Source organism: uncultured Brachyspira sp. (assembly GCF_944393015.1).
Classification (GTDB): Bacteria; Spirochaetota; Brachyspiria; order Brachyspirales; family Brachyspiraceae; genus Brachyspira.
Genome location: NZ_CALXYQ010000037.1, coordinates 13,078 through 28,776, shown reverse-complemented (window position 1 = coordinate 28,776; position 15,699 = coordinate 13,078). Strand labels below are relative to the sequence as shown.

Sequence of the window (15,699 nt, the reverse complement as noted above, 5' to 3'; positions counted from 1 at the left end):
ATATCTTTTTAATATCTCATCAGCATTATTAACAAAATCTTTCAAATAAGGACTTATTAATTTTTCATTATCTAAATCAATTATGAGCGATATATTATTTATTATAAGATTATTATTATATTCTATCTTAGCAAATCTCTTGTATACGCATATTGTTTTATCATCAAAATACACTATATTATCAGCATTATAAAAATCTTTAAGTTTATCATAGTATTTAGTTTTAATATCATTAAATAAAACCTTATCATGTTTTTTTAAAATCTTTTCTACAGCTATTTTCAATTCATTTTGTTTCTGAGAATGTGGTTTATTATCTCCGTTTACATATGAATTAATTTTATCATTGTTTTTTATATTGAAATGATAGAGATCAAATAAATAGCGAAGAATATTTATCAAATGATTAGATTTTGCCATCTTTTTAAATATTAATTTAAAATATTCTAACTTAATATCAGGATTTCTATTAACTTCAAAAACTCCATTTATAATTTTAGAATCAGATATTTCCACAATATAGTTGATTTCCTTTTTATCACTATTTATAAAATCATAAAGAGAACAATCAAATTTTATAATGGCTTTTTCATTTCTTTCTATAATAATATCATACCAGCTAAAATATTCTTTGTCATTTTGTTTATTATCATCAAAACAATAAATAGAAATATAATTATCCATAAAATTACTGAGTATATTATAATACCCTTTTATCTTATCATTATTTATAAATATATTTCCAAAACAACCACTAATTACAGATAATAGTCTGCCATAATAAGCATAACAGTAAATATACATATTATTTACTTTATCTTTAAAAGTTATAAACGTTATTGTCTTTTGATAAATATCAGGAATATATCTTTTTTTATATGCTTTAATAAAAATAATAATAACAGCTATAAGAATAGCTGTAAGAATTAAATATTTACCAAATACCAATTTAAAATAATATAAAAAATTATCAGTTTTAGCTCCATTTAAAACCAATATAGCTGCTATATCTTCATTGCCTTTATCAAGTGCTATTTCAAGCCCTTTGTCTAAATCCATTTTGAATTTATTTCCAAAGAATAAAAATTTCTTTTTTAATAGACTTTTTAATATAAACTCATTTTCTTTATTAACAGCTAATAAAAACTCATCATTTATATCATCATTGTTTTTATAATGTTTCAAGATAATTTCAACAACATCATAAGCATAATCATTTACAGCACTGTAAAGGGCTGTTTTACCATTAATAGATTTTTGATAAACATCAGCATTATTTTCAAGTAAGAACTCTACTATATCAGGTTTTCCATTATATTTTGAATAAGTATAAAGCAAAGTATATCCGTCATATACTCCGTTTATATCATATTTTTGTATAAACTTCTTAACAGCTTCTAAATCCCCATAACCTTCTGCAGCATTTTGATATTCATATTCTAAACTGTCTATTTCTATAACATTATATTTTTTATAAAGTTCTATTTTTTCTTTTAATACTTTTTCTGCTGCTTCTTTAAACAGGTTTTCCATATATTCTTTAGGGTCTTTTGCCATTTCTTTTAATTCATCTTCATTTGTAAACATTTTATCAAAAAGATTTTTATAGTAATTGGTGTCATATTCCTGAGAATATAGAAATAAAGATGTTATTATTAAGAAAATAAAAGATACAATTATTCTAAAAATATTTTTATTTTTTAACATATTTTACCCTCATAAATATTAGAAAGGTTTTATATTATACTATAGAAGTGTATATGTCAATATAATAGACTAAATTACATTTAAGGCATAAAACTTACATTTACATTTTTTATTATGTCTATTTTTTGAGCTTCAGGTTTTGAGTATTTAGCTGATGCTTTTTGAGAATTAGCCTGATTTCCTATATTGATAATAGAAGTATAAAGTACATTATTATCCTGATATATAGTAGCTTCAACAACTATTCTGTAAGTGCCGTCTTTTACTATGTTTCCTTGATTATCTTTGCAGTCCCAAACTATATTAACTTTGCCCTGTTTTGGTGTAGATTTTGATACGGCATCAATTATTTTTTTATCTATACTTTGAGCATTAGCTTTTTTCTGCCAATTATTTAAAGATTGCTTTCTATATGTCCAGCCCTCTCTTCTTCCTGTAAAATCTGTAATATATATTGTAGCTATATAGTTGCCGTTATTATCTTCAGCCCAAACAGCTATTTGATTGCTTGAATAACCCGGTCTTTTTGTATAATCGAAACTTATATTAACTTTTTTAGTACTATTTTGAGCATAGTTTTCATTTATGAATGATACAGCAAAAATCATAAATAATATAATAAAAATTTTTTTCATAAATAATCTCCTAATAATAAATTTTTTTTATTTTTTTATTATATATTTATAATTTTATATAATAGACTTGTTTCAAAACTAATTTAATAAATATTTGCAATAGCTTTACTTTATTTATTTTTATAATTGGGGCTTTGCCCCAAACCCCACTTCTTTTGTTGGCACAAAGAAGCAAAAAGACTGCAATTTATACGCAAAATTAGAGATTATACAACATATAAAATATAATTCTATTCTTAAAATTATGTTGAAAATTTTTCAGATAATCTCGTCAAGTAGTTTTGAAATATGTCTAATATTTCATTTAATTATCAATACTTTTCATAATGTATTTTATTAGGCTCAAATCTGTCAGGCATTGCAGGCTCTCCGTCAGGATAACCAATAACGACTATTCCTAAAGGCTTAATATGATCAGGTAAATTAAATATTTTTATTATTTCATTCATTCTCTCTTCACGAGGAGCAAGACCAATCCAAACGCTTCCCAAATCTTTAGCTTTTGCTGCAAGCATTAAATTTTGTAAAGCTGCAGAACAGTTTTGCTGCCAGTAAAGTTTGCCTGATTCATCGGATAAATCTCCGCATACAACTATAGCTAATGTAGCAGTATCTAGCATTTTAGCATAAGGGTGAGAGTTCATGATTTTATCTAATGTTTCTCTGTTTTTTACTACTATAAACTCCCAATTTCTTCTATTATTTGCAGACGGAGCATACATAGCAGCTCTAAGCATATATTCTATCTTTTCATCTTAACTTGTTTGCCTTTAATGTATTTTCTTATACTTCTTCTTGTAAATAGAATATCTTCACTCATATAATATTCTCTCCTTAAAGTTATTTGTTATTATTATATAGTAAATATAAGAAAATTAAAATTGTTAGAGTACTAAAATTTATATATTAATTATCAAAAATTAGAGTAGGGCAGTCATATCCCCTTATATTTTTTAGTTTATTTTTGAAAAAGCATATCTGCCCAAGTGTTTCCCTGTTTAAAGTTTTAAAAAGTATGATATTATTTATATTAATGAATTATATAGGAAGTAAACTGTCTTTATTAGATTTTTTGTACGAATCTATAATGTCTGTAATAGATAATAATTGTCATACATTCTGTGATTTGTTTGCAGGTACAGGTATTGTCGGAAGATATTTTAAATCTAAAAATTTCTCAATTATAGCTAATGATATTCAGTATTATAGTTATGTTTTAAATAAGCATTATATAGAAAATCATAAATATTTAAATTTTGATGGTTTATGTGAAGAAATAAAAGAATTAAAAGAAACTGATATTAAAGAAAAATATATAATTGTATGCGAGTATTTAAATAATATAGATTATAAAAAAGGTTTTATTTATAATAATTATTCTCTTGGAGGCACTAAAGATAAAGAACATAAGAGAATATACTTTTCAGATGAAAATGCCATGAAATGCGATGCTATAAGAATGAAAATAGAGAAATGGCTTAATAATAAGAAAATTAATGAAAATGAATATTATTTTCTTCTTGCAAGCTTGCTTGAAAATATTGATAGATGTGCAAATACAGCTTCAGTTTATGGTGCATTTTTGAAAGATATAAAAAAAACAGCTTCAAAAACTTTCAATTATTGTCCTTGCGAATTTGTTATAAGCGACATAGAGCATAAAGTATATAATGAAGATGCCAATAAATTAATAGAAAATATTGAAACTGATATATTATATTTAGATCCGCCATATAATAGAAGACAATATGCAGATAATTATCATATACTTGAAACTATATCTAAATATGATAATCCTGTAATAAAAGGAAAAACGGGACTTAGAAATGACAGAATAAAATCATTATACTGTAATAAAAATTATGTTTATGATGCATTTGAGGAGCTTATAAATAAAGCTAATGCTAAATATATATTTTTAAGCTACAATAATGAAGGTTTATTGTCATTAGAAGATATAAAGAAAATAATGTCAAAAAAAGGAAAATACGGATTATTTGTTAAAGAATACAGCAGATTTAAAGCTGATAGCAAAAGATATAATTCTGCTTCAAAAACATGCGAGTATCTGCATTATCTCATAGTAAAATAATATTAAAAGAATCAATATCTTGCAAATATTATTTTTATTGATTATAATATATACCAAGTAATGGTAAATATATTTTTACTTTATATTTAGTTTATAGTTTTATTAATTTAGTTCATTGTAGAGGATATATATGCCAAGAGATGAAGATGATTTTATTTTTCAGAAATTAAGACAAAATATACAAAGAAATTTCCCAAGAGAAGATGATGTAAATAATTATAATCAAAATAATTATAGAAATGATAGTTATTCAAATAAAGACAGTTTAACAATTTTAGAAACAGAAAGAAATATATATAAAATTACAGATTTCTCTCAAAAAATAGATGATCCTGAACTTACTCCTGCATTAAAAGAAATGATAGGTATATTAAAGGAAATGGTTTCATATTCTAAAGCTAATAAAGAGGGAGAGAAAAGACTAGAAAAAATAAATGAATATCATCTTCCTACAGCTATAAAAATGCTTAATTCTTATATAGATTTTTGTAATTTTCCTGTAAAAAATGAAAATATGCAAAAAACAGCACAGGAAATAGAAGATGTTATAATAAAATTAAATGAAGCATTGAAAAAAATGCTTGTAGAAATGAATCAGAATAAATTAATGGATATAAACAGCGATATAGATGTATTAAAAAACATGCTTGATAAAGATGGTTATTAATTAAAAAGAAAAAATAAATAATTGGAGAGGTTCTATGGAAAATAATAACTTAGAAAACAATCAACAGGCTAATAATATTCAAGACCAAAATATTGTAAATGCTCAGCCTATGCAGCAAAATGTAATGCCTAATAATATGCAGGGACAGAATTTTGTAAATGCTCAGCCTATGCAGCCAAATGTAATGCCTAACAATATGCAGGGACAGAATTTTGTAAATGCTCAGCCTATGCAGCAAAATGCAATGCCTAATAATATGCAGGGACAGAATGTTATAAATGTTCAGCCGGTGCAGCAAAATGTAGTGCCTAATAATATGCAGGGACAGAATGTTATAAATGTTCAGCCGGTGCAGCAAAATGCAATGCCTGTTAATATGCAGGGGCAAAACTTCGTAAATACACAGAATTATCAGCCTCAGAATTCAGCACAGCAAGTATTAAATGATATGAACAGCGTTTCAAATGGACAATTTACACCTGAAGATTTGGCAAAAATAAATGAATTATCAAATAGTATTAATTTACAGGATTCTGTATCTATAATGTCTTACGGATCAGCAGCTCAAAATAAAATGATACAGTTTTCTGAAAATACTTTAAGTAATGTTATGAATAAAGATTTAGGCGAAGTAGGAGAGGCTATTACTGATGTTATAACAGAACTTAAAGGTTTTGATATAGAAAATGAAACTAAAGGAAAAGGTTTATTCGGATTCTTCAAGAAAGCTGCTAATAATATTACTAAATTAAAAGCTAAATATACTAGTGTAGAAGCTAATATTGATAGTATTGTAAAAAATCTAGAAGCACATCAAAGAAATCTTCTAAAAGACATAAGTATTTTAGATCAAATGTATAATTATAATCTGGAATATTTAAAAGAACTTGAAATTTATATAGAAGCAGGGAAACAGAAACTTAATCATTTAATGACTAATGAAATACCTGCTTTAGAATCAAAGGCTATTGCAAGTAATACTGCTGAAGATGCACAAATGGCTAGAGATTTTAAAGATTTGGCTAATAGATTTGAAAAAAGAATACATGATTTAGAGCTTACAAAGACAATTTCTATACAGACAATACCTCAAATACGTTTGGTTCAGAATAATAATGTTATAATGACAGAAAAAATTCAATCAACTATAACAAATACAATACCTCTTTGGAAGAATCAAATGGTTCTTGCTATAGGACTTCATCATTCTAATGAGGCAGCAAAAGCACAAAGAGCTGTTACTGATACTACAAATGAGTTGTTAAGAAAGAATGCAGATATGCTTAAAACTTCTACTATAGAAACAGCTAAAGAATCAGAAAGAGGAATAGTTGATATTGAAACTTTAAAACATACAAATCAGCAGTTAATATCCACTTTAGATGAGGTTATTAAAATACAGACTGAAGGCAGAGAAAAGAGAAGAGCTGCAGAGTTAGAACTTAGAAATATAGAAAATGAACTCAAAGCAAAAATATTGAATGTATCTAGAGAATAAATTATTTTCTAGTATAAAATAAAAAGCTCATCTCTATATTTTATATAGATGAGCTTTTTTATTATCAATAGACTTATTTATAAAATTAGTTATATAATTATTAGTGTATAACTAAACAATTATATTTTGTCAATTTATATATTTTATAAATATATTATCAACTTTTTTGCCGCACACGCTCTGCGGACTTCGTCAAAGTTTTTATCCTTCGGATACGCTTCGCGAAAAACGCAATTACTAGAACTTTATATTAAATATATACTTATTAAATATATACTTATTAAATATATGACATAACCTAAATTTGGACAATAAATGCAGGCTTTTTGGTTCTCGCCGCAGGCGGGCTTCGCCTGTGCCAACAAAAGAACTGGGGTGTTACCCTACGGGTACGCTTCGCGGTGGGCAAAGCCCCATATATTAAAAAGAAACTATAGTTTTATTTTTGACAAAATATAGTTGTTTAGGTATATACTAAAAATTTTTAAGTTTGTCAATTTGTTTATTGTTCTTTTTCTCGCCGCACGCCAAAGGCGGACATCGTCCACCAAGTAGGTGCCTTGCCTACGGCACGCAGAGCTTCGGCAAAAGAAGTGTGAATGCTGCACGCTTGTACTTCGTAAGGGCAAAGCCACCACAAACAATAAAATTAAAAATCTAAATTTGACAAACTTAAAAAATTATTTATAAATAGTTTTTAAACAGTCTAATATATAAAATATCTTAAATAAAGAATCTGTTTATATAGTCAATTACAAATATAGCTAATACTATGAAAGGCAGAATATATGAAACATAGAATCTAGCCCATTTAGGGAATTTTATACCTTTTCCTGTATCAGCTTCTTTTACAAAGTTGTCCCAACCCCAACCGAATTCTCTAGTACAGAATATCAGTATTATTATACCGCCTATAGGAAGGAAATTGTTGCTTACAAGAAAATCAAGTCCGTCAGCTATAGTGCTTCCTTCTCCAAGAGGTTTTATAAATGAAAGTAAATTAAATCCTAAAGCTGTAGGAAGGCTCAATATAAATATAGTAATTGATACTATTATAGTAGTTTTTTTACGAGGCATTTTAGTTTCAGACATAGTAAATGCAATTAAGTTTTCAAATACTGCTATAATAGTAGTTAGAGCAGCCATTGATAAGAATAAGAAGAATAATGCTCCCCATAATCTTCCTAATACCATAGAATTAAATATATTAGGTAAAGTTAAGAATACTAATCCTGCACCTTCTCCGGGATTTATTCCAAAAGAGAATGTTGTAGGGAATATCACAAGACCGGAAAGAAACGCTATTAAAGTATCAAGCCCCATAACCATTATAGATTCGCCTGTAAGAGAGTAGTTTTTATCAATATAGCTTCCGAATATGGTCATAGCTCCAATTCCTAAACTCAAAGTAAAGAATGACTGACCTATAGCAGCATAAGCAACAGAGAAAAATCCTTTAAGTCCTCCGCTGAACATTTTATTTGTATCAGGAAGCAAATAGAACTTAAGTCCTTCTTTAGCATTAGGAAGAGTAACCGCTCTTATTATAAGCACTAAAAGAACCAATAAAAGCAGAGTCATCATTACTTTAGTAACTTTTTCAACTCCATTTTCAAGCCCCATCATACATACAAAGGTTGCTATTATAACAGTTACAGTCATCCAAAGTATTAAAGTAGAAGGAGAAGCAAGAACAGAGCCGAAGAATTCACCTACCTGCTGCGGATTGAGTCCTTCAACTTTTCCTGCAGCCATAAAATAACAGTATGATAAACACCATCCCGCTACAGTAGTATAAAACATCATAAGAAGTACACAACCGAATATCTGTATATATCCTATTATATGCCATTTATATCCTGGTTTTTGTAAAGCTCTGTAAGAACCAGCTAAATCTCTTTTACCGGCTCTTCCAACAGAAAATTCCATTACAAGTATAGGAAGACCCAATATTACAAGAGAAATTAAATAAAGAAGTACAAAAAGTGCTCCTCCGTATTTTCCTGTAATATAAGGAAATCTCCATACATTACCCAACCCTATGGCACATCCTGCCGAAACCAATAAAAAACCTAATCTGCTTGAAAGTTTTTCTCTATTATCATGCATAATTCACACCTATAATATATTTATATCAAAGAATATTTTATAAAAATATCATTATTTTGACATTATCAAATTATTTATATAATTAGTATATACATTCAGATCATTATCATTTTCTATTAAAATAAATTCTGCTCTTCTGTTTTCTTCAATTTTTTTATATTCGCTTAGTAAATCCTGAAGTCCATAATTAGTTAATTTATTTACAGCACCATTTGTTATAGCCAAATATACATTGTAAGACCTTTTATATGCTAAATCATCAATATTTTTCCTATTATAGAGGAATAATATATCTTTTCTGTCATATCCATTAGTTGTTTTTTTATATTCATTAGTACTTATATGACCTTCTATGATAATCATCATAATATTAGTACTTTTGCTCACATCTCCAACATATTTAATAGTATTTAAATATTTCTTTAAATCTAATTCTCCGCTATTAAATTGAAACAATATATTTCTAGGAACTATTAATACTTTTCCTCTTTCTGTCATTCTATATTTATATTTTATTTCTCTAGGTTTTTTGTAAGTTGATATTACTATTGCTCCATAGGCATTCAAAGCTATTAATAATAGAACAAAGAGTATATTTAGTTTTTTTAACATATTTTAATTTTCCTTTTTTACATCAAATAATTATACAATATATAAAAAAAATTTAAATATTTTTTTGTTATTAGAGAAAAAGGCAAAAAATAAAAATTGATTAATATGCAATGCTTAATTTAATTTCAAAAATTAATTAAAGATAAAAAAAATTAATGAAATTTTTACAATAAAATTGACAATAAGAAAAATAGTATTATACTATATAATAAGTAATGACTTAAAGTTTATATAAATATTTTATTTTTAGAGGAGAGTGTATTATGGCATCAAAAAAGATGGTTTACTTCTTCGGTAACGGTAAATCTGAAGGCGCTAAAGAAACTAAAGCTCTTTTAGGTGGTAAAGGTTTAGGACTTGCACAAATGACAGAAAGTAAAGTACCTGTACCTGCTGGTTTTACAATTACCACAGAAGTTTGTGATTATTATTCAAAAAATAAGTCATACCCTAAGGGTTTAGAAAAAATGGTTGATGAAAACATCAAAAAGCTTGAAAAGGCTATGAATATGAAATTCGGTGATGTTAATAAGCCTTTACTTGTTTCTGTTCGTTCCGGAGCTGCTATATCTATGCCTGGTATGATGGATACTATTCTTAACCTAGGTATTAATGAAAAAGTAGTAGAAGGTCTTGTAGCAAAAACTAATAATGCTAGATTTGCTTGGGATGCTTATAGAAGATTTATACAAATGTTCGGCGATGTTGCTATGGGCGTAGATCATGATAAATTTGAAGAAATATTAGATGAGAGAAAAAAAGCTATAGCACCTAAAGTTGGAAAACCTGAAAAAGAGGTTAAAGATACAGATTTAGATGTTGAAGAATTAAAAATAGTAGTAGAAAAATATAAAGCTATGTATAAAGAGGAGAAAGGAGAGGAATTCCCTGAAGATCCTAAAGTACAGTTATGGCATGCTATTAATGCTGTATTTAGAAGCTGGAATAACCCTAGAGCTGAAGCATACAGAAAATTAAATGACATAAGAGGTCTTTTAGGTACTGCTGTAAATGTTCAGGCTATGGTATTCGGTAATATGGGAAATACTTCTGCTACAGGTGTATGTTTCTCTCGTAACCCATCTACAGGTGAAAATAAATTCTATGGTGAGTTCTTAATCAATGCTCAAGGTGAAGACGTTGTTGCTGGTATCAGAACTCCTCAGGAAATTACATTAGAAGGCAGTTTAGAATGGGCTAAAAACAACAATATTAGTGAAGAAGAAAGAAAAGCAAAATATCCTTCTCTTGAAGAGGTTATGCCTGCTGTTTATAAACAATTAGTAAGCTATAAAAATCAATTAGAAAAATATTACAGTGATATGCAGGATATGGAGTTTACTATACAGGAAGGTAAGCTTTATATGCTTCAAACTCGTAATGGTAAAAGAACTGCTGCTGCTGCTGTAAGAATAGCTGTTGAACTTGCTGAAGCTAAAATAATTTCTAAAGAAGAAGCATTGATGAGAGTAAATCCTTCTGATTTGGATCAATTACTTCACCCAATGTTCGATCCTACTGCTAAAAAAGGAGCTAAAGTTCTTGCTAAAGGATTAAATGCTTCTCCTGGTGCTGCTGTTGGTAAAGTAGTATTTGCTGCTGACAGAGCTGAAGCTATGAAAGAGGCAGGAGAACAGACTATACTTGTTCGTATAGAAACTAGCCCTGAAGATATTAAAGGTATGAACGCTGCTGAAGGTATATTGACAGCAAGAGGCGGTTCTACTTCACATGCTGCTGTTGTTGCTCGCGGTATGGGTAAATGCTGTGTTGCTGGATGTAGTGCTTTAGAAATAGATTATGCTAATAAATGTATGAAAGTAGGCGATGATGTTGTTAATGAAGGCGATTATATTTCTATAGACGGTTCTACTGGTGAAGTTATGGCAGGACAAGTTGCTACTAAAGAAGCTGAAATGTCTGAAGACTTCAAAAAACTTATGCAATGGGCTGATGAAAAGAGAAAAGAAAAGAAATTTGAAGTTCATACTAATGCTGATACTCCTAATGATGCACAAATTGCTAGAAAATTCGGTGCTGAAGGTATAGGACTTTGCAGAACTGAGCATATGTTCTTCAATGCTGACAGAATTAAGAGTGTAAGACAGCTTATACTTGTTGCTGAAGAAGTTAAGCAGTTAAAAGAAAAATTAGAAGCTGCTGAAAAAATCGGCGATAAGAAAACTATAGAAGAGATTGAGCCTTTATATAAAGAGCCTAGAAAACTTTATGATGATGCTTTAGACAGCATTCTTCCTATGCAAAGAGAAGACTTTATCGGAATATTTACTGCTATGAATGGATATCCTGTAACAGTAAGACTTCTTGACCCGCCTTTGCATGAATTCATTCCTCATGAAGATTCTCAATTACAAGAACTTTCTAATGAAATGAATGTTCCTTTTGAGAAACTTAGAGCTATTAGAGATAGTTTACATGAATTCAACCCAATGCTTGGACATAGAGGCTGCCGTCTTGGTATTACTTATCCTGAAATCTATGATATGCAGGCTAGAGCTATATTAGAGGCTGCTGTTAAAGTTCAGAAAAATGGTGTAAAAGTTCATCCTGAAATAATGATCCCTCTTGTAGGTACTTTAAAAGAGCTTAAAATGATAAAAGAAAGAATCATTAAAATAGCTAATGAAGTATTTGAAAAAGAAGGTTCTTCAGTTAAGTATAAAGTTGGTACTATGATAGAAGTTCCTAGAGCTGCTTTAGTTGCTGATAAGATCGCTACAGAAGCTGAATTCTTCTCATTCGGTACTAATGACTTAACTCAAATGGGAGGCGGTTTCTCAAGAGATGATGCTGGTAAATTCTTGAAAGACTATGTAAATAAAGAGATATACGAGAAAGATCCTTTCCAATCATTGGATCAGGAAGGTATAGGAGAGCTTTTGAGAATAGGTGTTACTAAAGGTAGAGCTGCTAATAAAAATCTAACAGTTGGTATCTGCGGTGAGCATGGAGGAGATCCTGCTACAGTTATGTTCTGCTACAGCATAGGACTTAACTATGTAAGTTGTTCACCTTATAGAGTACCTATAGCAAGACTTGCTGCTGCTCAGGGAATAATAAGTTCTAAGCCGGCTAAAAAATCTGCTGCTAAGAAGCCAGCTGCAAAAAAAGCCGCTTCTAAAACTGCATCTGCTAAAAAACCTGCAGCAAAAAAAACAGCTTCTAAAGTAACAGCTGCTAAGAAACAAGCTGCTAAAAAAGCACCTGCTAAGAAAACAAGCAAAAAATAATAGATAAAATATTTATATAAATAATTTTTAAAGGGGCTTGACTTTATATAAAGTTAAGCCCTATTTTTATTATTAGTTTGACTAGTACTACGATGTACACCTTGCGAAGCATGCCTTTGGTAGATGTTGGCAGGTGAGAACTATATCCTCGATAAACTTGGATACACTTCGCGAAAGGCTATATTTTAGATTAAATTTAATGTTTTATCTTACATGTAAAACAAAAAATAGTATTATTTAGTACTAATTTTATATTTGCACTTTTTGCGGTGGGAAAAAGTTGAATAAAAAAATTGACAAACTTAAAAATTTTCAGTATATACTTAAACAACTATAGTTTGTCAAAAATTAGTTTTTTAGATTATAAATAGTTGCAGGGCTTTGCCGCGCACCCCAGTTCTTTTGTTGACACATACGAAGTACGCCTACGGCGAGAACCAAAAAGACTGCATTTTGATTAAAATTAAAGTATTATTTTACATTCAATACATATTTTTTATATAAAGTTTCAGTATTTAAGTTTTTTGTGAAAAAATTATAAACGATAAAAAATTTTATTTTGTAAAAAACTTGATAATAATTACATAATGTGCAGTAGTCGGCAAAATAAAATCATTTCAGTATATACTTTAAATATTTTGTAATTTACTTCGTTAAATGTATATATTCTTTTTCTTTGTTTTTTACTTTTCCTATGATACAAGCACAGTCTATACCTTCGCGCCATAAATCAGCTAGTATATTTTCTGCATTACTTTTATCAGCACATATAAATAAACCGCCGGAAGTTTGAGGGTCAAAGGAAAGCATTTTTAAATTATAGTCAACATTATCATCTACTTTGATATTATCTCCTACATAACGCATATTAGTAAAAGCAGCTCCTGGTATACATCCCATATCAAGCACTTCATAAGTTTTATTAAACATAGGCAATGCTGATGATTGAAGCTCTATAGTTACATTGCTTGCTTTAGCCATTTTATAAGCATGCCCTATGAGTCCGAATCCTGTAATATCAGTTGCACATTTAACATTATATTTATTCATAACAGCACATGCTTTTTTATTTAATGTTTTCATAGATTCAAAAACATCTTCTATATGAGATTCTTTTATAAGTCCCTGTCTCATAGCAGCCAAACAAGCACCTGTTCCTAGAGGTTTTGTAAATATTATAATATCTCCTTCTTTAGCAGCTGCATTTGTAGTTATTTTATTAGGATTAGCAAAACCTATAACAGCCATTCCGTATTTTACCGATGCATCTGTTATGGTATGTCCTCCTACAACCAATACTCCGGCCTCTGTTGCTTTATCCTGTCCGCCTTTAAGCATATTAGCTAATATATTTAAAGAATCATCTTTTGGAAACATAGTGATATTCAATGCTAATTTAGGTTCTCCACCCATAGCATAAATATCGCTTATAGAGTTGCATGCTGCTATTTGTCCGAATCCGTAAGGGTCTGCTATAACAGGAGGGAAATAATCCACTGTAAATATTAAAGCATTATCATCTGAAATCTTATAAACTCCTGCATCATCTCCTATATCTACATCTGAAAGTAAATTAGAATCAGTTTTTATTTGCATTAAAGGGGCAAGAGTTTTTTCAAGTAAATCAGGCGGAATTTTAGCAGAACAGCCTCCTTCCAAAGCACATGATAATAATTCAATTTGTTCTTTTTTTTCTTCCGTATTATTTGTAATATTTGACATAATAAACACCTATAAATTAATTTTTGTAATGAATAGAATATATACTATACAATGAAAAATTCAAATATTTTATTTAAATAATGTTTTATTATATTTAATTATCTATAAAAGTAAATTTTTTTTACTTTGTTTAATGTGTAAAAAATATATATGTTGTATTTGTATTGTAATGTATATAAAAATCTATATTTTAGGTAAATTTTTTGTAAATTTAATGTAAATTATATTGACAAATATCTGTTTTAGGCTATACTTATAATTGTAAAGATAATTTACATGGTTGCTAACAGCAATTAAATATTTATAAATTAAAGGAGATTTACTATGACTAAAAAATTATTCGCTTTATTAATAACTTTAACTATAATTTCCACTTCAAGTGCTTTTGCTGATTGGGTTGTTCCAGCTTCTTCACTTCCTCAAAAAGCTAGAAGTTTCATACAGCAGGTTTATCCTAATGTACAAATATGGATGGTAGAGAGAGACGGAGGAAAATTCGAAGTAAAATTATCAAATGGTACTCAAATAGACTTTTTGGCTAACGGTGATTGGCATAGCATAGACGGTGAATATAATGCTGTACCTTTTTCTGCTTTACCTGTTAATATAGCAAACACTATAAAAAATACTTATCCTCAAGCTGCTGTAATAGATGTAGAGAAAGAGTGGGGTAATTATAAAGTAAAATTAAATAACTTTATGGAATTATTCATATCTTCTAATGGACAGTTAATGGGACAGAAATTTGATGATTAATCAATATTTATTAAATACAATTTCCTAAAGATTATTTATGGAAAGATACTAATTATTTATTGAAAAATACTACAAAATAGAGGGAGCTTAAAAGGCTTCCTCTTTTTTGTTTAAATGAATGAAAAAAGCATTAATATATTTTTATGGTTTTATTTTGCCCGCCCACCCGCCCCTTAATTATGTTTTTAATCTTAAAAAAATTTTTATTCATATTTACTTAAAATTTTTATTATGCTAGTCTTTGTGTATATACTGAAAATTTTTAACTTTGTTAATTTTATTGTTGTTCTTTTTCCAGCCGCAAAAAGAACTATACGAAGTACGCCTGCGGCGAAAGTGCAAGTGTAAAATTAGTGCTAAATAATACTAACTTTGTTTTTTATGTAATATAAATTATTAAAATTAAGCTAAAATATAGCTTTTCGCATGCCGTAGGCACACTTTGTGAGGCTGGCTATGCCTGCTTCTAGCCTACCAAATGCACGCAGAGCGAAGGTGGACTTCGTCAAATGCAGTTTTTTTGGTTATCGCCGCAGGCGGGCTTCGCCTTATACCAATACTGAAAGGTACCTACTCGGTAAAAGAACTGGGGTGTTAGGAAGTACGCAAAGCGGCACGACTGTGTGCTTCGCAGGACAAAGCCACCACAA

At 28.8% G+C, this 15,699-nt stretch carries 10 protein-coding genes and 1 pseudogene; 5 read left to right on the top strand and 6 right to left on the bottom strand.

Annotated features, from left to right (window positions below):
• The 3 genes and pseudogenes from Q0K19_RS11420 to Q0K19_RS11410 all read right to left on the bottom strand — a co-directional run.
• Positions 1 to 1,707: ankyrin repeat domain-containing protein (locus tag Q0K19_RS11420; RefSeq protein ID WP_297248042.1), on the bottom strand; the 1,707-nt coding region annotated here is incomplete at its 3' end.
• Between the two features lie 80 nt (positions 1,708 to 1,787).
• Complete coding sequence (locus Q0K19_RS11415; protein WP_297248041.1) at positions 1,788 to 2,342, bottom strand: DUF2271 domain-containing protein; 555 nt, start codon at positions 2,340 to 2,342, stop codon at positions 1,788 to 1,790.
• Between the two features lie 311 nt (positions 2,343 to 2,653).
• Positions 2,654 to 3,162, bottom strand: a pseudogene (locus Q0K19_RS11410) (nitroreductase family protein).
• A 195-nt stretch (positions 3,163 to 3,357) separates the two neighbouring features.
• Between Q0K19_RS11410 and Q0K19_RS11405 the strand changes: the two are divergent.
• From Q0K19_RS11405 to Q0K19_RS11395, 3 genes are all read left to right on the top strand, one after another.
• Positions 3,358 to 4,434, top strand: coding sequence for a DNA adenine methylase (locus Q0K19_RS11405; protein WP_297248037.1), 1,077 nt, complete (start codon positions 3,358 to 3,360; stop codon positions 4,432 to 4,434).
• A gap of 130 nt (positions 4,435 to 4,564) precedes the next feature.
• Positions 4,565 to 5,101, top strand: coding sequence for a 5-bromo-4-chloroindolyl phosphate hydrolysis family protein (locus tag Q0K19_RS11400; protein ID WP_297248035.1), 537 nt, complete (start codon positions 4,565 to 4,567; stop codon positions 5,099 to 5,101).
• A gap of 34 nt (positions 5,102 to 5,135) precedes the next feature.
• Positions 5,136 to 6,599: a toxic anion resistance protein gene (locus tag Q0K19_RS11395; protein WP_297248033.1), complete on the top strand. Its 1,464-nt coding sequence runs from the start codon at positions 5,136 to 5,138 to the stop codon at positions 6,597 to 6,599.
• A 723-nt stretch (positions 6,600 to 7,322) separates the two neighbouring features.
• Here Q0K19_RS11395 and Q0K19_RS11390 read toward each other — a convergent pair.
• The gene (locus Q0K19_RS11390) at positions 7,323 to 8,708 is read right to left on the bottom strand and encodes a sodium-dependent transporter (protein ID WP_297248031.1); all 1,386 of its coding nucleotides are present in this window, start codon (positions 8,706 to 8,708) and stop codon (positions 7,323 to 7,325) included.
• 51 nt (positions 8,709 to 8,759) lie between these two features.
• Positions 8,760 to 9,320: a hypothetical protein gene (locus Q0K19_RS11385; RefSeq protein ID WP_297248029.1), complete on the bottom strand. Its 561-nt coding sequence runs from the start codon at positions 9,318 to 9,320 to the stop codon at positions 8,760 to 8,762.
• Between the two features lie 263 nt (positions 9,321 to 9,583).
• Here Q0K19_RS11385 and ppdK point away from each other — a divergent pair, with 263 nt between their 5' ends.
• Positions 9,584 to 12,571 (top strand): pyruvate, phosphate dikinase, encoded by a 2,988-nt coding sequence (ppdK, locus tag Q0K19_RS11380; RefSeq protein WP_297248027.1) that lies wholly within the window; start codon positions 9,584 to 9,586, stop codon positions 12,569 to 12,571.
• A 645-nt stretch (positions 12,572 to 13,216) separates the two neighbouring features.
• On the opposite strand, the gene selD is transcribed toward ppdK, so the two are convergent.
• A complete protein-coding gene (selD, locus tag Q0K19_RS11375) occupies positions 13,217 to 14,293 on the bottom strand; it encodes a selenide, water dikinase SelD (RefSeq protein WP_297248024.1) in 1,077 nt (358 codons plus the stop codon).
• A gap of 324 nt (positions 14,294 to 14,617) precedes the next feature.
• Between selD and Q0K19_RS11370 the strand changes: the two genes are divergently transcribed.
• Complete coding sequence (locus Q0K19_RS11370; RefSeq protein ID WP_297248022.1) at positions 14,618 to 15,049, top strand: PepSY-like domain-containing protein; 432 nt, start codon at positions 14,618 to 14,620, stop codon at positions 15,047 to 15,049.
• The last annotated feature ends 650 nt before the right edge of the window (positions 15,050 to 15,699 follow it).